This window comes from Novosphingobium sp. PP1Y (genome assembly GCF_000253255.1).
GTDB lineage: Bacteria > Pseudomonadota > Alphaproteobacteria > Sphingomonadales > Sphingomonadaceae > Novosphingobium.
Window position 1 is genome coordinate 2,934,441 of the sequence record NC_015580.1, and the last position, 25,113, is coordinate 2,959,553.

A 25,113-nucleotide genomic window follows, 5' to 3' on the forward strand; every position below is an offset into this window, starting at 1 on the left:
GCCTCAGGCCTCGACCGTCGCCTCCGGCGCGACGACGGCAGTCCCCCGTCCTGGCCTGCGGCTCCAAAGCGAGGCCAGGAAACTGCCGATCAGAACATGCAGGACGGCCGAAATGGCCGCCGGAACAGGTGCAAGCGCGGCTTGCATGGGATTGGCGAACTGGCGCGTAAAGGCAGGTGTCGATGCCAGGCTCGCGCCCAGCCCGCTGTTCTGCATTCCCACCTCGACACTGATGGTTCGTGCAGAGGATTCGTGGAGGCCCAGCAACCTGCTCAAGCCGTAACCGAGGCCGAACCCGGCCGCGTGCAGCGCAAAGACCGCTGCCAGCAGCACATTCGCATGGGATTCGATGAGCGACTTCGATCTGGCGATGATGGCGGCGACGATCAGAACGACGAAGAGCACCGAAATGACCGGTGACACCGCGCTGGCCGCTTTCGTCACACGCGGAAAATAGCGGTTCATCAGGACGCCGACGATCACCGGCAGGAGCACCACCGTCATCATACCCCGGAACAGGTTCCAGCGGTCGATCTCGATGAAGACCCCGGCCAGCCAACCCGTCAGCAACGGCGTCATGGCGATCGCTACAAGGGTCGACACCATCGTCATCGTGACCGACAGGGCGACATTGGCGCGAGCGAGGTAACATACGACATTGGATGCCGTGCCACCGGGGCAGCAGGCCACAAGGATCAGCCCCACGGCAGGCCCCGCCTCCAATCCGAAAGCCCAGGCGATGGCGAAGCCGGCGAGCGGCATGATCGTGAATTGCAGGACGACCCCCGCAAGCACCTGCGAGGGCATTGCCAGGACCCTGCGGAAGTCATCGAAGCTCAGGGTAATACCCATGCCCAGCATGATCACGCCGAGCATGACGCTGATCAGCGGCTGTCCGAAGGGCGCAAATCGCCCGTCGGCAACCCAGATGAAGTGATCGGGCACGAACCACGCCCAGGTTACGCCCAGCACGGTCCACAAGGCGAAAAGCCTCGTCACCCGATCCATCATCTCTTCACTCCCCCCGTCGGGCGGGTCAGCTCCCGCCAATCTCGCTCAGCGAGGGCTGTCCCGGCTCACCCGGTGCACCCTGCCACGCGAGGACGGGCTTACGCGCTGCCTGTGTCTCGTCAAGACGGCGACGGGGTGCGAAATGCGGTGCGGAGTGCAGGCTTTCATCGCCCGCCTTCGCCCGCTTAGCCAGACTGCGCAGTGAACCGATGAACCGGTCGAGACCGGCCTTGCTCTCGGTTTCGGTGGGCTCGACCAGCATCGCGCCCCTGACCACCAGCGGGAAGTAGACCGTCATCGGGTGGAATCCCTCGTCGATCAGGCCCTTGGCGATGTCCAGCGTCGAGAAGCCATCGGCAAGCCCCGCATCGCTGAACAGCGCCTCGTGCATGCACGGGCCGCTCTTGGCGAATGGTGCAGGCAGCAGGTCCTCGCACGAACGCAGGACGTAATTGGCATTGAGCACCGCATCCTCGGCAACCTGGCGCAGGCCGTCGGCGCCGTGGCTGAGGATGTAGGTCAGCGCGCGCGTGAACATGCCCATCTGGCCGTGGAAGGCGACCATGCGCCCGAATGCGCGGCTATGGCCCTCGCCCCGGTTTTCTTCCTCAACGAGGTGGATGCCCCCGTCAGGACCGCGGGTTACGAACGGCAGCGGCGCGAAGGGCGCCAGCGCCGCGGACAGAACCACCGGACCGGCACCCGGACCGCCGCCGCCGTGCGGGGTTGAGAAGGTCTTGTGCAGGTTGATGTGCATGGCATCGACGCCGAGGTCGCCCGGGCGCACCTTGCCGACGATCGCGTTGAAGTTCGCACCATCGCAATAGACGTATCCGCCCGCCTCGTGGACGGCATCGGCAATCGCCTTCATGTCGGGCTCGAACAGGCCGCAGGTGTTCGGGTTGGTGATCATCACCCCAGCGACGTTGGGCCCGAGCTTCGCCTTGAGCGCCTCAAGATCGACGCGCCCCGCGGGCGTTGCCGGGATCGACTGCACCTTGAAGCCGGCGAAAGCCGCCGTCGCCGGGTTCGTGCCGTGGGCGCTTTCCGGAACGAGCACGATGTCGCGCTTCTCGCCGCGCGCATCGAGCGCGGCGCGAATGCACAGCAGGCCGCACAGCTCGCCATGCGCCCCGGCCTTGGGGCTCATCGCCACCGAGGCCATGCCGGTCAGCGTGATGAGCCAGTCGGCAAGCTGCTCGATCACTTCGAGCGCACCTTCGACCGACTTCTGCGGCTGCAGCGGGTGAACGTCAGCAAAGCCCGGCAGGCGTGCCATCTTCTCGTTGAGACGCGGGTTGTGCTTCATCGTGCACGACCCGAGCGGGAACGGCCCCAGGTCGATGGCGTAGTTCTGGCGCGACAGGCGCGTGTAGTGACGCACCGTTTCCGGCTCCGTCAGGCCCGGCAGGTCCGGCGCGGCCTTGCGCAGGAACTTCGACAGTCCCGCCGCGGGCGCGCGCTCGGGCGTGTCGATATCGACGCCGCACTTGCCTTCCGCGCCCAGTTCGAAGCTCAGTGGTTCCTCGAGCATCAGCCCGTAATCGCCGCTGGAGGTTACGAATTTCTCCGAGGCTTCACCCGCCCCGCCCATGGTCGGACGCCAGCCCGCCGCATTCACGCCGCTCATGCCGGCACTCCTTCCAGGACAGCCGCCAGTTCGGTGGCAAGCGTCTCGATATCGTCGTCGGTGGTCGTCTCGGTCGCCGCGACCAGCAAGCCCTTGTGCAGGTCTTCCTGCGCGGGGAACAGGCGGCCGAGCGAAACGCCGCCAAGCACCTTGCGGTCGGCCAGTTCGCGCACCACTTCGCGCGCATCGCCGGGCAGTACCAGCGTGACCTCGTTGAAATAGGCATCGTTGAGCAGCGAGACGCCGGGGATCTGCGTCAGGCGCTCCACCACCGCCTGCGTGCGGTCATGGTTCACTGCTGCCAGCTGGGCCAGGCCATTCCCACCCAGCAGGGTCAGGTGAATACTGAAGGCCAGGGCGCAAAGCCCGGAATTCGTGCAGATATTGCTTGTCGCCTTCTCCCGGCGAATGTGCTGCTCGCGGGTTGAGAGCGTCAGCACAAAGCCGCGCTTGCCCTCGGCATCGACGGTCTCGCCACAAAGACGGCCCGGCATCTGTCGCACGAATTTCTCGCGGCAGCCGAACAGGCCGAGGTAAGGCCCGCCGAACTGCAAGCCGACGCCCAGCGACTGGCCTTCGCCCACGACGATGTCCGCACCGAGATTGCCCGGCGCCTCTATCATGCCCAGCGCGACCGGTTCGGTCACCACGGCAACGACCAGCGCGCCCTTGGCGTGGGCGGCTTCGGAGATCGCTGCCAGATCCGGAATTCGGCCCAGGATATCGGGATACTGGACGACGACGCACGAGGTCTTCTCGTCGATCGCCGCGATCACCGCCGCATCGTCGGGCTCACGCGTGAGTTCGCAAGCGAGCGAGGCGATCTCGTCCTCGGTGAACTTCGCCATGGTGCGCACGACTTCGCCATAATGCGGGTGCAGGCCGCCGGAGAGGATCGCCCGGTCCTTGCGTGTGATGCGCGCCGCCATCAGGATCGCCTCCCAGCACGCGGTCGAACCGTCGTACATCGAGGCATTGGCGATGTCGGTCCCGAACAGGCGCGCGACCTGGGTCTGGAACTCGAAGAGCACCTGCAGCGTGCCTTGCGCGATCTCCGGCTGATATGGCGTATAGGCAGTCAGGAACTCACCGCGCTGGATGATGTGGTCGACAGAAGCCGGCACATGGTGGCGATAGGCCCCTGCCCCGAGGAAGAACGGCGCCGATCCTGCGCTGAGGTTCTTGCCCGCCAGCGCGCTCATGTGCCGTTCCACGGCCATTTCGCTGGCATGCATGGGCAGCCCCTCGACCGGGCCGGAAAGCCGCGCCTCGGATGGCACGTCGATGAAAAGATCGTCGACCGAGGCGGCGCCGATCACGTCCAGCATGGCGGCGCGATCGGTATCGGTCAGGGGCAGGTAGCGCAAGGGGCGTTACTCCGTACGATTCAATAGAGAATCAGAGGGTTTCGACAAATGCCTTGTACGCGGTCTCATCCATGAGACCTTCGAGTTCGGCTGGATCGGACAGGGTGATGCGGAACAGCCAGCCACCCTTTTCGGCATCGGTGTTGACCAGTTCCGGCTCATCGGCGAGCGCACCATTGGCATCGGAAACGGTGCCCGAAACCGGCGTGTAGACGTCCGAAGCCGCCTTCACGGAATCGACGACCGAAACGGAATCGCCCTTGGCGACGGTCGCCCCGGCGTCCGGCAGTTCAACGAAAGTGATGTCGCCAAGCTGGCCCTGCGCATAGTCGGTGATCCCGACCGTGCCGGTGTCGCCCTCGACTTCGATCCATTCGTGGTCTTCGGTGAAATAACGGGTCATCTGGGCAAGCTCCTCAGCGATGGTAGCGATGTTGGACGAAGGGCATGGGCACGACCTTGGCGTCGAGCCGCTTGCCTCGGATTTCAATGGAAAGGGCCGTACCGTCGGCGGCGTGGACCGCATCGACGTAGGCCATGGCGATCGGGTGCTGCAGCGAGGGCGAGAAACCGCCAGAAGTCACCACGCCGACCTCGACATCGCCGGCAAGGACCCTGGCGCCTTCGCGGGCTGCCTGTCGGCCTTCGAGGGACAGGCCAATGCGCTTGCGGGCGGTTCCTTGCTCCAGGTCGCGCTGGACGCGCGCGGCGCCGGGAAAGCCGCCTCCGCTGCGGCGGCGCTTGTTGATGCCGAAGATCAGCCCGGCCTCGACCGCGCCGTGATCGGGCGACATGTCGTGGCCGTAGAGCGGCAGCCCTGCTTCGAGACGCAGGGAATCGCGCGCGCCAAGACCGATCGGTTTCACTTCCGGTTCGCCGCAAAGCAGGTCTGCGACCCGGGCGGCATCCTTGCCGGGAATGGAGATCTCGAAACCGTCCTCACCAGTGTAGCCGGAACGGCTGATCCAGGCATCGACACCGCCGAGCGTGAAGCTGGCCCCCTTCATGAAGGTGAGAGCCGAAAGCGGCGTGTCGCCCTTGGCGTGACGTTCCAGCGCCGCGAAAGCCTTGGGTCCCTGCAGCGCCAGCAATGCGCTGTCGTCGAGGTGGTTGAGCGTCACTTCGTCAGGCAGAAGTTCACGCAAGGAACCGATGTCGTCCCACTTGGTGGCGCCGTTGACGACGAGATAGAAGCCCGTATCCCAGCGGGTGACCATGAGGTCGTCGAGAATGCCGCCCTCATCGTCGAGCAGGAGCGAATAGCGCACCGATCCTGTCTTCAGGGTCGAAAGGTCGATCGGCAGCGCTGCTTCAAGCGCCGCGTCGAGATCCACATGCGCATCTTCGGCCGGGCAGATGTAGAGCTGGCCCATGTGGCTGACGTCGAACAATCCGGCGCTCTCGCGGGTCCAGAGGTGTTCGGCCATGATGCCTTCGTACTGGACGGGCATCATGTAGCCGGCGAACTCGACCATGCGCCCGCCCTTCTCGCGGTGCCACGCGTCGAGCGGCAGCAGCAAGGGCTCGATCGGCTCGAGGTCCTGTTCGTCTTGGGGATTCACTAATTCGCTCAAGGCATAGCTCCGCACAGCAATGGCACACCGTTTTCAGGTGCCCCCTCTGTCACGGAAGCCTGAGAGCTTTGCCCCGGCACCCTGCAGCAGGGTATCCGGGCTTACACCTTCGGCGGCCACGCCCGAAACGGACGGGGCACTTTCCAGAGCGTCACTATCGACTGGCGCGGTCCTTTTGCCTGAGAGATTCCGGGGCGGTTGCTCCTTCGGCGCCTGCCATTTCCGTCCCGTTCAAGGGGCCGAATCGGCAGGTCTCTCCCGCGCTGTCAGCGACGCGACCACCCTTGAAAGAGCCTCAGTCGCAAGTCAACGCCCCTCACGCTGCGATGCAGTATTAATCCCCTGCCCGCCGCAGGACCCGACGCATCGAATCGAAGTCGTGCACGAAGCGGCCCTGGACCTTCTCCTGCACGAGTGCGAAAATCGCCCGCGCCACGGTCGAGGCACGCACCGAGCGGTATTTCCTCCACTTGCCGTGAAGCACCAGCATGTCGGCGAAGGGGGCTATCAACTGGCCTGCACCTTCAAGCTTGCGCTTCTCCGCCCGATGGCCGCGCAAGAGCCCCGGGCGCAGGATATCGAGGCGGCGAAAGCCTAGCTTGCCCAGGTCCTCTTCCGTCTCTCCCTTGGTGCGCAGGTAGAAATTGCGGCTCGACCGGTCGGCACCGGCGGAGGACACTGCGATCATGTGATCGACACCGGCAGTGCGCGCGGCCTGCGCGACTTCGACGACGAGATCGTGATCTACGGCGCGAAAGGCCGCCTGGCTGCCGGCAGCCTTGATCGTCGTGCCCAGTGCACAGACGAGTACGTCGGCGCGGGCCGCGCCGATCATTGCCGACCAGTCATCCGGCAAGCCCACGAGAACTTCGGTCCGCGCACCCAGCGGCAGCGGGAATTCGCGGCGGGCGACGCTGACGACGCGCATGTCGGAGCGCCCGACGCTCTCGTCCAGCACTGCCGTACCGATCAGGCCGCTCGCCCCGACGAGGCAGATGCGATGTGCCGGAAGCGAAGGCTCCTCGCCCCGCTTCAGCACATCGAACAGGTCAGACATTGCGCAGCCCCTCAGGCGTGCGCCCATAGATCTGCGCGTGGCAGGTGATCGCGTAGCGGTCGGTCATGCCGGCGATATAGTCGGCGATGTGCCGGCTGCGCTCGGGCTCGTGCCGTGGCATCGTATCGATCCAGCTTTCCTCCATCAGCACCGGCTGCTGCGAATAGGCGGAGTACAGCTCCGCCAGCACCGCACGCGCACGGCGCGCGGTCTCGATCTGCTCGGGATGGTAATAGAGCTTGTCGTACATGAAGCGCTTGAAGCCCCGCTCGGCCTCGGCCAGTTCGGCCGAGAAGGCGACGAGCGGCCGATCAGCGCCGCGCACTTCATCGACGCTGCCCACGCCGACAAGGCGCTGCTGCGTCTCGGCAATCAGGTCGTTGACCATAAAGCCGATCTGGCTGCGGATCAGTTCCGCCAGTTGCCGTTCGCGCGGCACACCGGGATAGCGCCTTTCGACTTCGACCCAGTGTTCGGCGACAAAGGGATGGGCGAGCAGTTCGTCGAGATCGAGAAAGCCCGCCCGCAGGCCGTCGTCGATATCGTGGTTGTCATAGGCGATGTCGTCGGAAAGCGCGGCGACCTGCGCCTCCAGCGAGGCATAAGTGCCAAGTTCCAGCCCATAGGCGGCGTCAAGTTCGCTCAGGGCCCAGTTGGGAGCGGTCACCGGTCCATTGTGCTTGGCCAGCCCTTCGAGCGTCTCCCAGGTGAGGTTGAGCCCGTCATGCTCGCAATAGGGGCTGTCGATGCGCATCAGCGTGCGCAGGCAATGGGCATTGTGATCGAAGCCGCCGGCCTTGTGGAGCGCGCTGTCGAGCGCCTCCTCCCCGGCATGACCGAAAGGCGGATGGCCGATGTCATGCGCCAGCGCCAGCGCTTCGGTCAGGTCCTCGTCGAGCCCGAGCGTGCGGGCGATCACGCGCGCGATCTGAGCGACCTCGAGGCTGTGGGTCAGGCGAACCCGGTAATGGTCCCCGTCAGGTGCGATGAAGACCTGGGTCTTGTAGCGCAGGCGGCGAAAGGCGATTGAATGGATGATCCGGTCGCGGTCGCGCTGGTAGGCACTGCGCGGCCCTCGGGCCACAGCATTTTCCATCGGAAATTCGCGTCCGCGCGAACGGGCTGGGTTCGAAGCATAGGGGGCTAGGGTCAAGCGCAGGTCTTTCCCGGATCGGCTGTCGGAACTGGATCGTCTTCGCCGCCCTAGCGAGCAATCCCCACCTTGCACAAGGCCGCCGAGGCCGTCGTGACCAAAATGACCTTCGGGTCGTCCACTTCGCGCAGCGCCCGCAGCCAGGCGCCCGGGGTCGGCTTGTCGCCTTCCAAGGCCTGTAGCTTCTGCAACTGCACGAAGCTCAGTTGCCGGACCATGCGCCTGGCCATGCAGGTCGACACCCGGGCCGACATCCCTGCGTCGAGCAAGGCCGCGCGGACGCGCCAGCCTGCGTAAAGGTGAGCGGACACAGCCAGCAGGGCCAGAATGCCGACGAGCATCAGCGCCCGCTTCACCATCTTCATCATGACCGGATGACCTGGCCTAGAGCGCCTTGACGATCTCTTCGACCATCTTCTTCGCATCGGCGAGCAGCATCATGGTCTGGTCCATGTAGAAGACGTCGTTGTCGACGCCGGCATAGCCCTGTCCGCCCATCGAGCGCTTGATGAAGAAGATCGTCTTGGCCTTGTCGACGTCGAATACCGGCATGCCGTAGATCGGCGAGGACTTGTCGGTCTTGGCCGCCGGATTGACGACATCGTTGGCGCCGATGATGAAGGCCACATCAGCCTGCGCGAACTCGCTGTTGATGTCCTCGAGTTCGAAAACCTCATCGTAAGGCACACTGGCTTCGGCAAGCAGGACGTTCATGTGGCCCGGCATGCGCCCGGCAACCGGGTGAATCGCATACTTCACGTTGACGCCATGCTCCTTGAGCAGGTCGCCCATCTCGCGCAGGGCATGCTGGGCCTGGGCTACGGCCATGCCGTAACCCGGGATGATGATGACGTTCTCGGCTTCCTTCATCAGGAAGGCCGCGTCCTCGGCCGAGCCGCGTTTCCACGGACGCTGCTCCTTGGCGCCGCCCTCTCCCGCGCCGCCGGCATCGGCACCGAAGCCGCCTGCGATCACCGAGATGAAGCTGCGGTTCATCGCCTTGCACATGATGTAGGAGAGGATCGCACCCGAGGAACCCACGAGCGCACCGGTGATGATCATCGCGGTGTTGTGCAGCGTGAAGCCCATCGCCGCCGCGGCCCAGCCCGAGTACGAGTTGAGCATCGAGACGACAACCGGCATGTCCGCGCCGCCGATCGGGATGATCAGCAGGAAGCCGATCGCGAACGACAGGGCAACGACGATCCAGAACAGCACGTTCTCGCCCGGGCCTGCCTGCCCGGAGTTGGTGAACAGCGCCGTCAGCACGAGGATGAGCACCAGCGTGCCCAGATTGATGACATGACGAGCGGGCAGCATGATCGGCGCGCCCGACATGTTCCCGTTGAGCTTGGCAAAGGCGATCACCGAACCGGAGAAGGTGATCGCGCCGATGGCAGCGCCCAGCGCCATCTCGATACGGCTGACGGTCAGGATATTGCCATCATCGCCGAGGATGCCGAAAGCGCCAGGGTTGAGAAATGCCGCCACGGCCACGAGCACGGCGGCCAGGCCGACAAGCGAGTGGAACGCCGCAACGAGCTGCGGCATCGCGGTCATCTGAATACGCCGGGCAATGACGAAGCCGACGCCGCCGCCAATGACGATGGCACCCACGATCTCGGGCAGACTGGCGACGTCATGGGTCATCAGCGTCGTGACGACGGCGATGAGCATGCCGAACATGCCATAGCGATTGCCCTTGCGGGATGTCGCCGGCGAGGAAAGCCCGCGAAGGGCCAGGATGAAGCAGACGCCTGCAACGAGATAGGCGACGGCCACCCACGGGTTTACCGCATGGGCTTCCATTACTTGCTATCCCCCTTTGCTGCCGGCTTGTCCTTCTTCTTGTACATGGCCAGCATGCGTTCGGTGACAGCGAAGCCACCGAAGATGTTGACGCTGGCAAGCACGACCGCACCCAGCCCCAGCCACTTGGCCAGCGGGCTTCCCGCGGCAGCGCTGGCAACCAGCGCACCGACGACGATCACGGAAGAAATGGCATTGGTCACCGCCATCAGCGGCGTGTGCAGGGCCGGCGTAACCGACCAGACGACGTAGTAACCCACGAAGCAGGCCATTACGAAGATCGAAAGGATCGAAATGAAGTCCATCGTCGTGGCCCCCCTCAGGCCAGTAGGCGTGGATTGACGACCTTGCCACCCTGCGTCAGGCGGATCGCGTCACCGATTTCCTCGTCGAGCACGGGTCGACCCTGCTCCTTGTCCCAGAAGGCCGAGAGGAAATTGAACAAGTTGCGGGCGTAGAGCGCGGACGCATCGGCAGGCAGGTGCGCGGGCGTATTGGAATAGCCCATTATCTTCACCCCGTGCTTTTCCACGATCCGGTCGGGCATGGAGCCCTCGACATTGCCGCCTTGCGCGACGGCGAGGTCGAAAATGACGCTGCCCGGCTTCATCGTCGCGATCTGCGCATCGGATATCAGCCGCGGTGCGGCGCGGCCGGGAATGAGCGCGGTCGTGACGACGATGTCCTGCTTCGCGATGTGGCTGGAGACCAGTTCGGCCTGCGCCTTCTGGTATTCCTCGGACATCTCGGTGGCATAGCCGCCGCTGCCCTCGCCCTCGATCCCGGCGACGTTCTCGACGAAGATCGGCTTTGCGCCCAGCGAGAGGATCTGCTCCCTCGTCGCTGCGCGTACGTCGGTCGCCGAAACCTGCGCGCCGAGACGACGCGCGGTGGCGATCGCCTGCAGCCCGGCAACGCCCACGCCCATGACGAAGACCTTGGCAGCGCTGACCGTGCCGGCTGCCGTCATCATCATCGGAAAGGCGCGGCCGTAAGTATCGGCAGCGGCAATCACCGCCTTGTATCCGGCCAGGTTCGACTGCGAGGACAGGACGTCCATCGACTGCGCGCGGGTAATGCGCGGCATGAATTCCATCGACAGCGCTTCGAGCCCTGCCGCTGCATAGGCCTCGACACGCTCGCGCTGACCGAACGGATCCATGATGGCAACGACCCATGCGCCCGGCTTGACGCCCGCAAGCGCAGCCGGTTCGGGCCCCTGGACACCGAAGACGATGTCAGCGCCGGACAGCACTTCGGACGCCGGGCCGACTTGCGCCCCGGCGTTCCTGTATTCCTCGTCGGAAAAATTGGCCACAGCGCCCGCAGCGGTCTCGACCGCCACTTCGGCGCCGAGAGCCGCGAGCTTTTTCACGGTCTCGGGCGATGCCGAGACGCGCGTCTCCCCCTCCGCGGTCTCTTTGAGGACCGCGATCCGCTGGCTCTGTGGCACAGTCAGATCAGGCGATCAGGCCGACGACGACCGCCACGACGGCGATGCAGATCCCGGTTCCCCAGGTGGCCGCCTTGATGAAGCTGTTGTAGGTTTCCTGCGCAGCGCGCATGTCATTGCCCGAAGCCATGATATCGTTCCCCAAGTATTGGTTCTTGTGATTACTGGCGCTAGCTCTAGCTGCATGCTGCACTGCACTCAAGCACGAAGCGAACCGACCTGACACTTCTGCCAAGGGCGACCCAGGCGGCCCGCAATGAGACATTACACGCTTAATACCGTCTTTACCTGATTGCCCTAAGACTTTCGCAACACACAGCAAGGGCTTGGTACAAGGCAGGCAAATGGCGGATCTCGAACAGCGCCTACTCATGCTTATCGATGATGAACCGGCGCAAAGCCGGCTGATCTCGGCCCTCGCCGGACGCGAAGGCTGGCGCACGATCATCGCTCGCGATGCGGAAACCGCTATCGCCACGCTGGGCACGCGCCAGGGCATGCAGCTTTCGGCCATCATCCTGGACCAGTGGGTTCCGGGCGACGATGCCTGCTCACTCATTTCAGAGCTGAAATCGCGCCGTCCGGCCCTGCCGATCCTGATGCTGACCGCCAGCACTTCCCCGCTCCTCGCGGTGGAAGCCATGCGCGCAGGCGCCACGGATTATCTCGTCAAGCCGGTCGCGCCCGACCGTCTCATGCATGCGCTGCGCTCGGCCACGACCCGCGAAACACCGCGCGACGAACTGGCGCCGCTGACCGAGAAGATGCCGTCCAGTCCCGATTTCGAATCGATGATCGGCGCTTCGCCCAACTTCCGCAAGGCGCTGGCTGTCGCCGCCAAGGCCGCACGCGGACACGGCCATGTCCTGATCGAGGGCGAAAGCGGATCCGGCAAGGAACTGCTTATCCGCGCCATGCATGCAGCCAGCCCGCGCGCAAAAATGCCGCTGCGCATCGTCAATATCGCGGGCCTCGCCGGAAACTCGGTGGAATCGGCCCTGTTCGGCCATGAGAAAGGTGCCTTTCCCGGCGCGTTCGACCGTCAGGTAGGCGCACTGCAGCATTGCGACGGGGCCACGCTGGCGATTGACGAAGTCGACCGCCTGCCGCTCTCGGTGCAGGAACGCCTGTTGGAATCGCTGCGCCGCCACGACGTTCGCCCGATCGGCGCGCAGCACTCGTTCCGCATCGATGTGCGGATCATCGCTGCCAGTAACCTGCCGCTTCAGGACCTCGTCAGCCAGGGCCACTTCCTGCCCGAACTGCTCGAAGTCCTCTCGCCGACAAAGGTCGAATTACCGCCGCTGCGCGAGCGGACCGGCGACATTCCTGCACTCACCCGCTTCTTTCTCGCCCGCATCGGCGAACAGCCGGGCCTGCGCGAACTGGGCATCACCGATGGAGCCCTGTCGCTTCTGGCCGCCTACGACTGGCCGGGCAACGTCCGCCAGCTTCAGGCCGTGCTGTTCCGCGCGGCGGTTTTCTGTGACGGCGACGCATTGACATCGGAAGATTTTCCACAGCTTCTCAACATACTGGGCACAGGTCCATCCACAGTGGCCGGGAACCCGATGCAGGAAAGCTCCGGGGTCATGCTCTACACCCCCGACGGCAACCTGCGACCGCTGGAAGACATCGAGGCCGACGTGATCCGCCTCGCCATCGGGCACTATCGTGGACGCATGACCGAAGTCGCCAGACGGCTCGGCATCGGCAGGTCCACGCTCTATCGCAAGCTCAGCGAACTCGGGATCGACAACGCCGCCTGAGCGGGCCATATTACCGGTTCACGCATTCAAGGAGTTTCCTGACTTGGTCCAGTGACACCGCCCCGGCGGACTGTTCCCCTGCGACGCGGCATTCGTGCCGTGCGGACCATGTCATGTGAAGGAAATTCCATGCCCCGTTTCGAAGGCAAGACCGCGCTCATTACCGGCGCGGCATCCGGCATCGGCGCTGCGTGCGCCCACCACCTTTGCGCGCAAGGCGTCTCCCGCCTGATTCTCGTCGACAAGGACGAACAGGCCCTTGCCGCGCTTTGCGCCGATTGCGAGACATTCCGGCATCACGGCGATGTCGCCGATCCCGCTTTGTGGAGCGATGTGGCGGCAGGCATCGACCGGCTCGACTGCGCCATTCTCAATGCCGGACGAGCCGACAGCGCCGCTATCGTCGATCTCGACCTCGAGAGCTGGCGCAGTGTCCTCTCGACCAATCTGGAAGGCATGTTCCTTTCGCTGCAATGCGCCATGCGGGCGATGCAGCCCTCTGGTGGCAGCATCGTCCTCACCGCCTCGGTAAGCGGCATCAAGGCCGAGCCGGGAACCGCTGCCTATGGCGTGAGCAAGGCCGGCGTCATCCAGCTCGCCAAAGTTGCAGCCAGGGAAGGCGCCGCCAAGAAGATCCGCGTCAACGCCATCGCGCCCGGCGGGGTCGACACGCCCGTCTGGGACCAAGTGCCAATGTTCGACGACTTCGTGAAACAGCATGGCAACCGCGCGGCGGCGATTGCCGCGATGGGCGAACTGGCCACCCCGCTCGGCCGTTTCGCGCGGAGCGAGGAGATCGCCGAACAGATCGCGTTTCTGCTGTCGGATGCGGCAGCGACGATTACCGGTGCCGTGCTGGTGAGCGATGGCGGGTACAGCCTCTAGGCCAGGTCTGGTGCCTCGCCGCTGGAGCGGCTCAAGCGAGCTGCGAGAAATCCGTCAGCGCTGCATCGCGCAGGCCCCGCCAGACGCGCGCCGCCTGAACCGTCTCGCGCACGTCGTGCACGCGAAGGACCTGCACTCCCGCGTCCAGTGCCTTGAGCGCAAGGGTCAATGAACCACCGAGCCGCTCATGCGCCGGCGCTTCACTCGACAGCGCGCCGATCATGCGCTTGCGGCTCGCCCCCACCAGCAGCGGTTGGCCGAGCCCGTGGTACAGCGGCAGGGCATTCATCAGCGCAAGGTTCTCGGCCAGGGTCTTGCCAAAGCCGATACCCGGATCGAGCAGGATCTTCTCCGCCGCGATCCCTGCGGCAACCGCCCTGTCGCGGGCATCGCCAAGCCAGTCGAAGACGTCGAGAACGACATCGGCATAATCGCCGGTCGCATGGAGGTCCTCGCCGTTGCCCGGAGCGTGCATGAGCACCACCGGCGCGCCGGAGCTGGCGGCAAGGTCAAGGCTGCGCGGATCGTAGCGCAGCGCCGAAACATCGTTGAAGATATGCGCGCCGGCTTCATGGCTGGCGTCCCACACCGCGGGTCGGCGGGTGTCGACGCTGATCGCCGCGCCCATTGCCGACAGTCGCTCGACCATCGGGACCACGCGCTTGATCTCGTCGCCTTCCCAGACTGCGGCAGCGCCGGGCCGGGTGGACTCACCGCCCACGTCGATGATCGCCGCCCCGGCCTCGAGCATCGCCGAGGCGTGGTCCAGGGCGATCTCAGGCTTGTCCATGAACTCGCCGCCGTCCGAGAAACTGTCCGGCGTGATGTTGAGAATGCCCATGACCTGCGGTTGATCGAGCCGGATCGTGCGCTGGCCGCACTGCAGCGGCGCATGCACCTTGCGCAGGTTCGCCCACTGCGTCTCGGCTTGCGCGCCCAGCTCGGCGGGGAGCTGCGCCATGACGCCGGGCATCTCGGCAACCGAGGCGCGGGTGCGCGAGAGGACCTTGCCGTTCTCACGCACGATGACCGCAAAGCGGCTGGCCCAGGCCATCGAGCCCCCCAGCCGGACGGCCTCGCCATCCTCGCTCTGCGGGTTGTCGGCAAGGGCGATGGGGCGGATGTAGAGTTGCTTGGTCATGCCGCCCCCTTAGCCACTTGCGGAGCCATGCTGAACACGTTTCAGCACGGCGATATCGTCAGACGAAAGTGCGGATCACGGCTCGGTGGCAAGCAGGTAGAGCTGGCGGATCGAGTCCAGCGGCTTGATCTCGCCTTCATGCTCAAGATGCCAGTACGTCCAGCCATTGCACGAGGGCGCGCCCTGAAGCTGGGCACCCACGCCATGGATCGAGCCGTTGGCATCGCCCGCGACGAGCGAACCGTCGGCGCGCACGGTAGCTGCGAAACGGCGCTTCTTGTCGAAGATCTGCGTGCCCGGCGCAATCCAGCCGGTTTCGACCAGCGTTCCGAAGGCAACCTTGGGTGCACTGCGCTTGGACTGCATCGTCTTGAGCGCCGACTCGTCGAGTTCCAGCGCCATCTCGATGCGTTCCATGGCCGCATCGCGATAGTCGGATTCCCGCTCGCAACCGATCCAGTCGCGGCCCAGGCGCTTGGCGACAGCGCCGGTGGTGCCGGTACCGAAGAACGGGTCGAGCACCACGTCGCCCTTGTTGGTCGTCGCCAGCATCACGCGGTAGAGCAGCGCTTCGGGCTTCTGCGTCGGGTGAACCTTGCGGCCACCTTTCTTGAGCCGCTCCTGCCCGCCGCAAATCGGCAGCACCCAGTCCGAACGCATCTGCAGTTCGTCGTTGAGCGTTTTCATCGCGCGGTAATTGAAGGTGTACTTCGACTTCTCGCCCATCGAGGCCCAGATCAGCGTCTCGTGCGCGTTGGTGAAGCGGGTCCCCTTGAAATTCGGCATCGGGTTGGCCTTGCGCCACACGATGTCGTTGAGGATCCAGAAGCCCATGTCCTGCATGATCGCGCCGAGGCGGAAGATGTTGTGGTACGAACCGATCACCCACAGCGAGCCTTCCGGCTTGAGCACGCGGCGCGCTTCGGTGAGCCAGTCTCGCGTAAACTTGTCATAGGCGGCGAAGCTGGAGAACTTGTCCCAGTCGTCGGTCACGGCATCGACGTGGCTGCCATCCGGTCGCGAAAGATCGCCTCCCAGCTGCAGGTTGTACGGCGGATCGGCGAAGACCATGTCCACCGAGGCATCGGGAATGGTACGCATCGCCTCGATGCAGTCACCGGGAATGATCTGACCCAGCGGCAGCAGTTCCTTCGGCGTCGGCGCAGGCGCGCGCGCACGAATTCTTTCCTTGACGAGTACCTGCCCCATGGCCGTTCCGAAGTCCCTTGTGCAATTCAGCCGCAAATCAGCTGTGGAAAGGCCGTAAACTGAGTCTTTCCGGACTCGCCGTCAAGTCGCGACTCGTGGAGACTCCTGCCGATTCAGGAATTGGAACAGGAGAACAAAACGAATCCGACACCGCATATTGAGTCTGCCAGACGCCCCGCGACTCTAGATATGGTGGCTGCGACTCGCCGGATTCGTGGATAAAAAATTGTTACCCGCCCATCCGCACAGTATGTTCGCTCCCTGTCGAACCACGGGAAGGCGACCGACATGGCACTGAAAGTCATTGGCGCGGGACTGGGCCGCACCGGCACGCTGTCACTCAAGCTCGCGTTGGAACATCTGGGCTTCGGCCCTTGCTTCCACATGATCGAGATCATGTCCGATGCACGTCACCAAATCCCGCTGTGGATGAACGTCACGGCGGGCAATCCGGACTGGGACACCATCTTCGACGGATTTGCCTCGACGGTGGATTACCCGACTTGCAGCTACTGGCGCGAACTGGCCACCTACTATCCGCAGGCCAAGGTCATCCTCTCGACCCGCGATGCGGACGACTGGTTCCGATCGGTCTCCCGCACGATCCTCTCTCCCGGCAATCAGGCGAAGTTTAGCGAGCCACCATTCGACAAGGCCCTGAAACCTGCGATCTTCGAACCCTTCGGCGATCGGATCGACGACCACGATTTCATGGTCGAATACTTCCGCGGATGGGAGGCCGAAGTGATCGCGGCGCTTCCGCCCGAACGCCTTCTGGTCCATCGACTTGGCGAAGGCTGGGAAGGCCTCTGCGAATTCCTCGAGGTCCCTGTGCCGGACGAGCCCTATCCTTTGGTCAACACCAGCAAGGACATGGAAGAAAGCGGGCTGGTGCGCAAAGCGGAGATGACGCCCGAAGAAGCCGAAGCGGCTGCACGCGGCTACGCCAGCGCAATGCAAACCAAGGCCTTTGGGCACCCGTCCGCGTGAGGCCGCGCTAGAGCCGCATTTCCAGCTGGGCTACCGGCGCAAAGCTGCGACGGTGGTGAGCGGTCGGGCCGTGTCGACGCAAGGCTTCGAGATGTTCGGCTGTGCCATATCCGGCATTGCGCTCCCACCCGTATTGGGGGTGGACCGCCGCAAGTCCCCGCATGATCGCGTCGCGGTGTTCCTTGGCAATGATCGAGGCGGCGGAAATGCATGGCTCCAGCGCATCGCCTCCGACGATCGCCCGCGCCTTCCAGCGCCATTCCTCGCGCCGGCCATGCGGCGTCATGTTGCCGTCGACCAGCACTTCGTCCGGCTCTGTGCCGATATTGTCGCACAGCGCGGCCACCGCGCGCGTCATCGCCAGCATCGTCGCGCCGAAAATATTGAGCCGGTCGATCTCCTCGACATCGACCACGCCGACAGCCCACTGGCACCGCCGTTTGATTACTTCCTCGAGTTGCAACCTTCTGGCCTTCGAGAGCTTCTTGGAATCGTCGAGCCCTGACGGGCGCGGCTTGCATAGCAGGACGGCTCCGGCCACAACCGGACCGGCAAGTGGACCGCGACCGGCTTCGTCGACACCGATGACGATACCGCCGCTGCGGACTGTTCCCGAGACCAACTTACTCACGCAGGTGTCCATGCTCATTCGAAACGTGCTTGCCACGCTATCCCTTCTCCCCTTGTCCCTCGCAAGCTGCGGCGCGGCCGCAACCGGGGATAGTGCACAAGGCGAGCGCCCTTTCACGATCGAGGAAATGGGGCAGTTCGAGGAACCGTGGGCGATGGACTTCGACGAACCCACAGGCGCGCTGCTGGTCACCGAAAAGGCCGGGACCATGCGCCTGCGCCTGGCCGATGGCCGGATGGGCCGGGTCACCGGCCTGCCAAAAGTCGACTACGGCGGACAGGGTGGCCTGGGCGACGTGATCTTTGCACCGGGACAGAGCGGCCCCACGCTGGACGGACGAGAAATCTACTTCAGCTGGGCCGAAGCGGGAAAAGGCGACACGCGCGGCGCGGCTGTCGGCAGGGCCACGCTTTCCTGCCCGGAAGAAACCGCCTGCACGCTGGATGGCCTCAAGGTGATCTGGCGCCAGAGCCTCAAGGTCACCGGCCGCGGCCATTTCTCCCACCGGCTCGCCTTCTCGCCCGATGGGCAGTTCCTTTTCGTCAGTTCCGGCGAACGTCAGAAATTCACTCCCGCGCAGGACCTGACCAACAACCTCGGCTCCATCGTGCGGCTCCTGCCCGACGGCTCCCCTGCCCCCGGCAATCCATGGGCGGACAAGGGCGCGCCGACCAACCAGATCTGGTCCTACGGGCACCGCAACGTGCTCGGCCTTGCCTACGATTCCCAAGGGCGGCTTTGGGACCTTGAACACGGTCCGGCTGGCGGGGATGAGCTGAACCTCGTCGAGCCGGGACGCAATTACGGCTGGCCCCTCGTCTCCAACGGCGACCACTATGACGGCAGGCCGATCCCGCGCCACGATACGCGGCCCGACCTGGCTGCGCCCGCAATCAGCTGGAACCCGGTGATCGCGCCGGGCGACTTCATCTTCTACACCGGCGAGGCCTTCCCGGCCTGGCGGGGCCAGGCCCTGATCGCTGCCATGGTCGACCCCGGCATCGTGCGGGTGCGGATCGATGGCGACAAGGGATTCGAGGAAGCGCGCTATTCCTTCGACAAGCGCATTCGCGAAATCGAGCAGGCCCCGGACGGCACGATCTGGCTGCTGGAGGACGGCAGACAGCGCGATTCCGGCAAATTGCTGAAACTGAGCCCGGTCACGAAGTGAATTGAATCGACAAATGGCCGCGTCGCTCCTATCGGCGCGCGCCATGTCCGATAGTGCCACCATCATCCCGCTCGACAATGTCGAACCCGCCCTCGTCGAGGCCCTGCTCGACCGCGCGTTCGAACCCGAGCGACACAAACGCACCGCCTACAAGGTGCGTGACGGCGTGGACTGGCTCCCGGCGCTGAGCTTCGCCGCGCTCGATTCCAGCGAGATGCTGGTCGGCTCGATCCAGTGCTGGCCGGTCGCGCTGACCGACCCCGACGGCCGAGCGCATCCGATGATCATGGTCGGCCCGGTGGCAGTGCTGCCCGAGCTTCAGAACATGGGCTACGGCAAGGCGCTGATGTCGGCGAGCATGGCATGCATCGACGGCCGCGCGCCGCTGCCGCAGGTCATGGTCGGCGATCCGGAATACTATGGCCGCTTCTGGGGCTTCTCGAACGAAGGCACCGCCGGCTGGGACCTGCCCGGCCCGTTCGACCCCCGCCGACTGCTGGTGCGCTGCGAGAACCCGGCGGTTCTTCCGGCACGCGGCATGCTCGGCCCCTGGCTGCGCTGATCGATCCCCGGATCTGCGCCGACTGGACCTTGGCGCGAAAAGCCCTATCTGGCATCGCACGACGATGCCATACGAACCGCCTCCCGAACTTTCCGGCCTCTCGCTGGCCGAAATTGCCGAGCTGGTGGCAGCCCGCAAGCTGCCGCCCGTCTCGCAATGGAAGCCGTCGCTTATCGAAGACAGCCACATGCGCATCGCGTCCGACGGGCGCTGGTATCATGAAGGCAGCGCGATCCGCCGCCCGGCCATGGTGCGCGCCTTCGCCTCGCTGCTGACGCGCAACGAGGACGGGCAGCACTGGCTCATCACGCCGAGCCAGAAGCTGAGCATCGAGGTCGAGGACGCGGCCTTCATCGCCGTCGACCTCAAGCGCGAAGGAAGCGACATCGCCTTTCGGCTGAACACCGACGATCTTGTCATCGCCGGCCCCGATCATCCCATCCGCAGCCACGGCGATCCCGATACGCCTGCGCTCTACCTGGGCGTGCGCAATGGCACCGAGGCCCGGCTCAATCGCAGCACTTATGCGCAGCTGGTTGAGATCGCGCTGGAGCAAGACGAGCTAGCGGTGACCAGCGGCGGCGCGACCTTCTCGTTGATCCCGGCATGAGCGTGCTGTTCGAGCAGGTCTCGCGCCGGTTCGAGCGTGGCCACGTCGGCACGCCGTCGCGGCTGTGGAACGACCCGCGCATCGTCCACATCGAAGAGTTCAAGCCTGCCGCTGTACTGATCGCGATCACCGAGCGCGAGCGGCCCGGCATTCTCCTGCTTCATCGTCCCTCGACGATGCGCGCCCATCCCGGCCAGATCGCCTTTCCCGGTGGACGCATAGATCCGGGCGAGACGGCCGTGCAGGCGGCGCTGCGCGAAGCCAACGAGGAACTGGGCATCGATCCCGGCAAAGTGCGCGTGGTCGGCTCCAGCGATCTCTACCGCACCGGAAGCGGCTATGAGATTACCCCGGTGGTCGGCGTCGTGCCACCCGACATGGAGATCAGGCCCAACCCCGCCGAAGTGGCACAGTGGTTCGAGGTCCCTGTCGACTTCGTTCTCGATCCGGCCAACCAGCAGACGCGAACCGTGGAATACGAAAACCGCACGCACAAGTTCGTCGAAATCGTCTGGTCCGAACGCGGGCAGGATCATCGCATCTGGGGCGTGACCGGCGCGATTCTTCACAATCTCTCCTACAGGCTGAACTGGAATGACTGACCGTCTCGCCGCCGAATGGATGCGGCGTGCCGATATCGCGCAACTGGTCGAGGTACTTGGCCGCGACAATGCCCGCTTCGTCGGCGGCGCGGTGCGTGACGAATTGCTGGACCTGCCGGTCAAGGACATCGACATGGCAACGACGCTCCTGCCTCAGGACGTCATCGCCCGACTCGACGATGCAGGCATCCGCAACGTGCCCACCGGCATCGAGCATGGTACCGTAACGGCAGTCCTGCCCGGCGGTCCGGTCGAGATCACGACCTTGCGCCATGACGTCAGCACCGATGGGCGGCGCGCCACCGTGGCTTTCGCCAGCGAATGGCGCGACGACGCGGCACGGCGCGACTTCACCATTAACGCGCTTTACGCCGATCCCGAAAGCGGCGAGATCTTCGACTTCTTCGGTGGTCTTCACGACCTCAGGCAGCGCACCGTCCGCTTCATCGGCGATGCCCGCCAGCGCATCCGCGAGGATCACTTGCGCATCCTGCGCTACTTCCGTTTCCAGGCCAGGTTCGGGTCGCAACCTGCTGATCGGCAAGCGGAAGAAGCTTGCGCCGAGCTGGCAGCTACACTCAAGGGCCTCTCGCGCGAGCGGATCGGCATGGAGACAATGAACCTGCTCGGCCTGGCCGACCCCTCACCGACCCTGCGCCGCATGGCCGAACTGGGCGTCCTTGCCGTCATCTTGCCCGAGGCCGATCCCGAGGCCCTCACGGCGCTTGTCACTGCCGAGAGGAGCCAGGGCATCGCTCCCGATGCGCTAAGGCGGCTGGCGGCCCTGCTTCCGGCACAAGTCTCGCTGGCAGAACAGGTGGCATCGCGCTTTCGCCTCTCGGGCGCCCAGAAGAAGCGTCTTGCCACAGCCGCCGCACGCACGGACGAGCCTGTCGAGCCGCGCGCCCTTGCCTATCGCCTCGGCATCGAAGGGGCGCTCGATCGTCTCCTGATCGCCGGCGCCGATGCGTCATCGCTGGATCACTGGGTTATCCCGCAGTTCCCGCTAAAGGGCGGCGAAATCGTCGGCAAGGGTGTCGGCGCCGGGCCCGAGGTGGCGCGCATCCTGCGCAGCGTGGAGGACCGCTGGATCGCGGAGGGCTTCCCCGACAAGGCCCGGGTCGATGCCCTGCTCGATGCGGAACTTGCCGGCCGCGCCGCCTGAAGCCTGTGACCGCATCTCAGTCAGCGCCAGGCAAGCTGGGAAGTGATATGATCTACACATGGAATTGTCCGCCTACATTTCCGATCTGACGGATTACCTTGCCACCCAACCGTTGCTGGCGCTGGCAATGCTGGCGATCTTCATCGGGGTCGCGGGCGGCATGCTGCGCCGGTCCGCCCCCAGGCTGGGCGGGCTGCTGCGCGGTGTCAGCCATCTTGGCCTCGTGGCGGCCCTGCTGCTCACCATCGCGCAAGTCACTCGCTTCACCACCGATACCGACTTCGCCCTGCCCCAGTTCGGCATGCCCCGCCAATCCGTCGAGGGGAACGAGACGCGCGTGCCGATCAGCGACGATGGGCACTTCTGGGTTACGGCCGAAGTGAACGGCGTGCCGCATGATTTCCTTGTCGATACCGGCGCGACGATCACCGCGATCTCGCCGCAGACTGCCGGACTGTCGGGCGTGGATCCCAAACCGATCCGTCAGGCCATCACCATGCGCACGGCCAATGGCGTGGTTCGCGCAGAGGTCGGCACGATCCGCGAGTTCCGCTTCGGCAACATCGTCGCGCGCGATCTCGATACCGTCGTCGCGCCGGGTCTGGGCGATGCCAACGTGATCGGAATGAACTTCCTCTCGCGCCTCGCCAGCTGGCGGGTCGAGGGCCGGACCTTGATCCTCGTCCCGAACCACCCGCAACCGGCGGCGGGACCCTGACCGCAGCCGGTCCCGGGCGGCTCCGATGGCGCCGACGGATTACTGGAACTTGTTGTCGCGCGGGAAGCCGTTGGGCGGCAGGCGTCCGGCCGCACCGCGCGCGACCTTCCACATCACCATTTCCTTTTCCGTGCGCGTGCGCCCCGTATCGCCGCCCATCGTCCAGGACAGGCCGTCCTCGAGCCTGAGCGTCGTCACGTCGGACATGCCGCCGTCGCGGTAGCGCTGCAGCGTCACGCCCTGTCCCTTGGCCAGGACCGGCAGTTCCTCGAGACTGAAGATCACCAGCTTGCGGTTCTCGCCGACGACCGCGACGTGGTCGTGCTCTGGCGGGATCTCGCGCACGACCGCCAGCTTCACCCCCGGCTTGGTCGTCATCACTGCACGTCCCTTGCGCGTCTCGGCCAGGATCTCGTCGGATTCTGCCGCAAATCCGCGACCGATGGTCGAGGCCAGCAGCAGCTGCGCCTTGGGGCGATGCGTGAAGGCAGCGATGATGTGGGCATCGGCATCGATGTCCACCATCGTGCGGATCGGTTCACCGAAACCGCGTGCGCCGGGCAGCTTGTCCGCTCCGAGCGTATAGAAGCGGCCGTTGTCGACCCCGATGAGGATCTTGTCGGTCGTCTGCGCATGAAAGGCGAAAGCGGGGCCGTCGCCTTCCTTGAACTTGAAGTCGCCATCCAGCGCGACGTGGCCTTTCGCCGCACGGATCCAGCCGCGCTGCGAAAGGATCACGGTCACCGGCTCCTTCTCGATCATCGCGTCCATCGAGAATTCGACCGTGGGCCTCGCCTGCGCGATGGTGGTGCGGCGGCGACCGAGCACCGTGGTCTCGGCGTAGTCCTTGCGCAGCGTCGTCAGGTCCCGCTTGAGCCGGGTGCGCTGGCGCGCCGGACTGTCGAGCAGCTTCTGCAGATCTTCCTGCTCCTTGAGCAGGTCATCGCGTTCCTGCCGCAGCTCCATTTCCTCAAGCTTGCGCAAGGAGCGCAGGCGCATGTTGAGGATCGCCTCGGCCTGCCGGTCGGTGAGGTTGAACTCGGCCATCATCAACGGCTTGGGCTCGTCCTCGGTCCGGATGATCTCGATGATCCGGTCGAGGTTGAGATAGGCGATGATGTAACCCTCGACGAGCTCAAGCCGCGAGGCGATCTTGTCGAGGCGGTGGCGGGTGCGCCGCAGCAGGATGTCGATCTGGCTGTAGACCCACTCCTGCAACAGCAGTTTGAGCCCCATGACGCCCGGAGTCCGGTGTGAATCCAGCACGTTGAGATTGAGACTGAACTTCGATTCGAGGTCGGTGAGCCTGTAGAGGCTCTCCTTCAGCAGCTCGGGATCGACGTTGCGGCTCTTGGGCACGAAGACGATGCGGATCTGCTCGTCGCTCTCGTCGCGGATATCCTCGAGGATCGGCAGTTTCTTGTCGGCGATGAGCTGCGCGACCTGCTCGATCAGCTTCCCCTTGGCGAGCATATAGGGAATTTCGCTGATGACGAGCTGCCACTGCCCGCTGCCCAGCTTCTCTATTCCCGTGTCTTCCCAGTTGTCGTCCTCGTCCTTGCCGGTCGAGAAGCGACCGCGCATCCGGAAGGCACCCTTGCCGGTTTCATAGGCATGGGAAATCGCTGCGGGACTATCGACCACAAGGCCGCCGGTGGCGAAATCCGGGCCATGGAACACTTCCATGAGCTGGTCGTGTTCGGCATGGGGGTTATCGATCAGGAGCAAGGTGGCATCGATGATCTCGGCCACATTGTGGCTCGGAATCGAAGTCGCCATGCCCACCGCGATACCGGTGGCACCGTTGGCCAGCAGGTTCGGGAACAGGCCGGGGAAGATCTCCGGCTCGCTCTCTTCACCGTTATAGGTGGGAACGAAATCGACCGTGCCCTCGTCCAGCCCCGACATGAGCTGGATCGCAGTGCGCGTCAGGCGCGCTTCGGTGTAGCGATAGGCCGCCGCGTTATCGCCGTCGATATTGCCGAAGTTGCCCTGCCCCTCGACCAGTGGGTAGCGCAGCGAAAAGTCCTGCGCGAGGCGGACCATGGCGTCATAGACCGAGGCATCGCCATGGGGATGGTATTTACCGATGACATCGCCGACGACGCGGGCCGACTTCTTGTAGGCACTCGCCGGATCGAGCTTGAGCTGGCGCATTGCCCAGAGCAGGCGGCGATGGACCGGCTTGAGACCGTCCCTGAGATCCGGCAGCGAACGCGCTGTAATCGTGGACAGGGCGTAGACGAGATAACGCTCGGACAGAGCGGCGTCGAAAGGCGCATCGACGATGGCGTCGAAGGGATCGGATTCGTCTTCTGTCATAGTCACCATGGTTTGCCAGCACTAGCAGTGCCGGAGCGCGGTCCAAAGCCGCATTTGCCCGTTTTCCATAACTTGCCACCTGACCGCAGATTACCTTCAAGCTGCCGATGCCCCAGAGCGTGGCCGTTCGTCGCTCGAGGCCCGAAACTGCATGGGCCGGGCACACCGGGGGAGCCGTTCTCCGGACTGCCCCGCGAACGCGCCGAGCCGTTGGCTTTCGGGGAACTGCGCGCCCTCTTCACCCGTTGGCCCTTCGACCCCCCAGCCCACAAGGAGATTTAGCG

At 64.8% G+C, this 25,113-nt stretch carries 25 protein-coding genes and 2 riboswitches; of the genes, 9 read left to right on the forward strand and 16 right to left on the reverse strand.

The genetic code is table 11. The annotated features are described in order from the left end of the window. Positions 1 to 3: 3 nt before the first annotated feature. The 12 genes from PP1Y_RS19875 to PP1Y_RS25490 all read right to left on the reverse strand — a co-directional run bounded on the left by PP1Y_RS19875 (position 4) and on the right by PP1Y_RS25490 (position 11,184). On the reverse strand, positions 4 to 1,011 hold the full coding sequence (locus PP1Y_RS19875) for a bile acid:sodium symporter family protein (RefSeq protein WP_041559031.1): 1,008 nt from the start codon (positions 1,009 to 1,011) through the stop codon (positions 4 to 6). Between the two features lie 25 nt (positions 1,012 to 1,036). Further along, a complete protein-coding gene (gcvPB, locus tag PP1Y_RS19880; RefSeq protein WP_013833817.1) occupies positions 1,037 to 2,641 on the reverse strand; it encodes an aminomethyl-transferring glycine dehydrogenase subunit GcvPB in 1,605 nt (534 codons plus the stop codon). Continuing rightward, the gene (gene gcvPA / locus PP1Y_RS19885; protein WP_013833818.1) at positions 2,638 to 4,008 is read right to left on the reverse strand and encodes an aminomethyl-transferring glycine dehydrogenase subunit GcvPA; all 1,371 of its coding nucleotides are present in this window, start codon (positions 4,006 to 4,008) and stop codon (positions 2,638 to 2,640) included. Before gcvPA ends, gcvPB begins: the two co-directional genes overlap by 4 nt. Before the next feature lie 31 nt (positions 4,009 to 4,039). Further along, positions 4,040 to 4,411: a glycine cleavage system protein GcvH gene (gene gcvH, locus PP1Y_RS19890; protein WP_007015034.1), complete on the reverse strand. Its 372-nt coding sequence runs from the start codon at positions 4,409 to 4,411 to the stop codon at positions 4,040 to 4,042. A gap of 13 nt (positions 4,412 to 4,424) precedes the next feature. Continuing rightward, positions 4,425 to 5,582: a glycine cleavage system aminomethyltransferase GcvT gene (gene gcvT / locus PP1Y_RS19895; protein WP_148275022.1), complete on the reverse strand. Its 1,158-nt coding sequence runs from the start codon at positions 5,580 to 5,582 to the stop codon at positions 4,425 to 4,427. Between the two features lie 36 nt (positions 5,583 to 5,618). Beyond that, positions 5,619 to 5,739: riboswitch (glycine riboswitch) on the reverse strand. Continuing rightward, positions 5,740 to 5,853: riboswitch (glycine riboswitch) on the reverse strand. 63 nt (positions 5,854 to 5,916) lie between these two features. Next, a complete protein-coding gene (locus tag PP1Y_RS19900) occupies positions 5,917 to 6,639 on the reverse strand; it encodes an NAD(P)H-binding protein (protein WP_013833820.1) in 723 nt (240 codons plus the stop codon). After that, positions 6,632 to 7,792, reverse strand: a complete 1,161-nt coding sequence (locus PP1Y_RS19905; protein WP_013833821.1) for a deoxyguanosinetriphosphate triphosphohydrolase — start codon at positions 7,790 to 7,792, stop codon at positions 6,632 to 6,634. Before PP1Y_RS19905 ends, PP1Y_RS19900 begins: the two co-directional genes overlap by 8 nt. Before the next feature lie 50 nt (positions 7,793 to 7,842). Beyond that, complete coding sequence (locus tag PP1Y_RS19910) at positions 7,843 to 8,160, reverse strand: hypothetical protein (protein WP_041559032.1); 318 nt, start codon at positions 8,158 to 8,160, stop codon at positions 7,843 to 7,845. Between the two features lie 16 nt (positions 8,161 to 8,176). After that, a complete protein-coding gene (locus tag PP1Y_RS19915) occupies positions 8,177 to 9,601 on the reverse strand; it encodes an NAD(P)(+) transhydrogenase (Re/Si-specific) subunit beta (protein ID WP_013833822.1) in 1,425 nt (474 codons plus the stop codon). Next, positions 9,601 to 9,906: an NAD(P) transhydrogenase subunit alpha gene (locus PP1Y_RS19920; protein ID WP_007015028.1), complete on the reverse strand. Its 306-nt coding sequence runs from the start codon at positions 9,904 to 9,906 to the stop codon at positions 9,601 to 9,603. The genes PP1Y_RS19915 and PP1Y_RS19920 overlap by 1 nt, the downstream gene beginning before the upstream one ends. A 14-nt stretch (positions 9,907 to 9,920) precedes the next feature. After that, a complete protein-coding gene (locus tag PP1Y_RS19925) occupies positions 9,921 to 11,054 on the reverse strand; it encodes an NAD(P) transhydrogenase subunit alpha (RefSeq protein WP_013833823.1) in 1,134 nt (377 codons plus the stop codon). A gap of 7 nt (positions 11,055 to 11,061) precedes the next feature. Next, positions 11,062 to 11,184, reverse strand: a complete 123-nt coding sequence (locus tag PP1Y_RS25490) for an aa3-type cytochrome c oxidase subunit IV (protein ID WP_083835230.1) — start codon at positions 11,182 to 11,184, stop codon at positions 11,062 to 11,064. 214 nt (positions 11,185 to 11,398) lie between these two features. Here PP1Y_RS25490 and PP1Y_RS19930 point away from each other — a divergent pair, with 214 nt between their 5' ends. Together PP1Y_RS19930 and PP1Y_RS19935 are read left to right on the forward strand one after the other, a co-directional pair. Further along, on the forward strand, positions 11,399 to 12,823 hold the full coding sequence (locus tag PP1Y_RS19930; protein ID WP_013833824.1) for a sigma-54 dependent transcriptional regulator: 1,425 nt from the start codon (positions 11,399 to 11,401) through the stop codon (positions 12,821 to 12,823). Between the two features lie 129 nt (positions 12,824 to 12,952). Beyond that, positions 12,953 to 13,708 carry an SDR family NAD(P)-dependent oxidoreductase gene (locus PP1Y_RS19935; RefSeq protein ID WP_013833825.1) on the forward strand — a complete coding sequence of 252 codons (756 nt, stop codon included), beginning with the start codon at positions 12,953 to 12,955 and terminating at the stop codon, positions 13,706 to 13,708. A 31-nt stretch (positions 13,709 to 13,739) separates the two neighbouring features. On the opposite strand, the gene folP is transcribed toward PP1Y_RS19935, so the two are convergent. Further along, positions 13,740 to 14,849 (reverse strand): dihydropteroate synthase, encoded by a 1,110-nt coding sequence (folP, locus tag PP1Y_RS19940; RefSeq protein ID WP_013833826.1) that lies wholly within the window; start codon positions 14,847 to 14,849, stop codon positions 13,740 to 13,742. Positions 14,850 to 14,924: 75 nt separating this feature from the next. After that, positions 14,925 to 16,058, reverse strand: coding sequence for a site-specific DNA-methyltransferase (locus PP1Y_RS19945; protein ID WP_013833827.1), 1,134 nt, complete (start codon positions 16,056 to 16,058; stop codon positions 14,925 to 14,927). Between the two features lie 288 nt (positions 16,059 to 16,346). Between PP1Y_RS19945 and PP1Y_RS19950 the strand changes: the two genes are divergently transcribed. Continuing rightward, positions 16,347 to 17,048 carry a sulfotransferase family protein gene (locus PP1Y_RS19950; RefSeq protein WP_013833829.1) on the forward strand — a complete coding sequence of 234 codons (702 nt, stop codon included), beginning with the start codon at positions 16,347 to 16,349 and terminating at the stop codon, positions 17,046 to 17,048. A 7-nt stretch (positions 17,049 to 17,055) separates the two neighbouring features. On the opposite strand, the gene PP1Y_RS19955 is transcribed toward PP1Y_RS19950, so the two are convergent. Beyond that, entirely contained in the window at positions 17,056 to 17,691 is a 636-nt protein-coding gene (locus PP1Y_RS19955) for a ribonuclease HII (RefSeq protein WP_013833830.1), read from the reverse strand. Here PP1Y_RS19955 and PP1Y_RS19960 point away from each other — a divergent pair. The 6 genes from PP1Y_RS19960 (at position 17,690) to PP1Y_RS19985 (ending at position 22,507) form a co-directional block, all read left to right on the forward strand. Beyond that, complete coding sequence (locus PP1Y_RS19960) at positions 17,690 to 18,850, forward strand: PQQ-dependent sugar dehydrogenase (RefSeq protein ID WP_013833831.1); 1,161 nt, start codon at positions 17,690 to 17,692, stop codon at positions 18,848 to 18,850. The two genes, PP1Y_RS19955 and PP1Y_RS19960, sit on opposite strands and share 2 nt — an antisense overlap. Positions 18,851 to 18,863: 13 nt before the next feature. Next, positions 18,864 to 19,412, forward strand: a complete 549-nt coding sequence (locus tag PP1Y_RS19965) for a GNAT family N-acetyltransferase (protein WP_173364735.1) — start codon at positions 18,864 to 18,866, stop codon at positions 19,410 to 19,412. Between the two features lie 64 nt (positions 19,413 to 19,476). Further along, on the forward strand, positions 19,477 to 20,022 hold the full coding sequence (locus PP1Y_RS19970) for a DUF1285 domain-containing protein (protein ID WP_013833833.1): 546 nt from the start codon (positions 19,477 to 19,479) through the stop codon (positions 20,020 to 20,022). Continuing rightward, positions 20,019 to 20,624 carry a CoA pyrophosphatase gene (locus PP1Y_RS19975; protein ID WP_013833834.1) on the forward strand — a complete coding sequence of 202 codons (606 nt, stop codon included), beginning with the start codon at positions 20,019 to 20,021 and terminating at the stop codon, positions 20,622 to 20,624. Before PP1Y_RS19970 ends, PP1Y_RS19975 begins: the two co-directional genes overlap by 4 nt. After that, positions 20,617 to 21,789 (forward strand): CCA tRNA nucleotidyltransferase, encoded by a 1,173-nt coding sequence (locus tag PP1Y_RS19980; RefSeq protein WP_013833835.1) that lies wholly within the window; start codon positions 20,617 to 20,619, stop codon positions 21,787 to 21,789. The genes PP1Y_RS19975 and PP1Y_RS19980 overlap by 8 nt, the downstream gene beginning before the upstream one ends. A 58-nt stretch (positions 21,790 to 21,847) precedes the next feature. Continuing rightward, entirely contained in the window at positions 21,848 to 22,507 is a 660-nt protein-coding gene (locus PP1Y_RS19985) for a TIGR02281 family clan AA aspartic protease (protein WP_013833836.1), read from the forward strand. 39 nt (positions 22,508 to 22,546) lie between these two features. On the opposite strand, the gene parC is transcribed toward PP1Y_RS19985, so the two are convergent. Continuing rightward, the gene (parC, locus tag PP1Y_RS19990; RefSeq protein WP_041559033.1) at positions 22,547 to 24,838 is read right to left on the reverse strand and encodes a DNA topoisomerase IV subunit A; all 2,292 of its coding nucleotides are present in this window, start codon (positions 24,836 to 24,838) and stop codon (positions 22,547 to 22,549) included. Positions 24,839 to 25,113 lie beyond the last annotated feature (275 nt).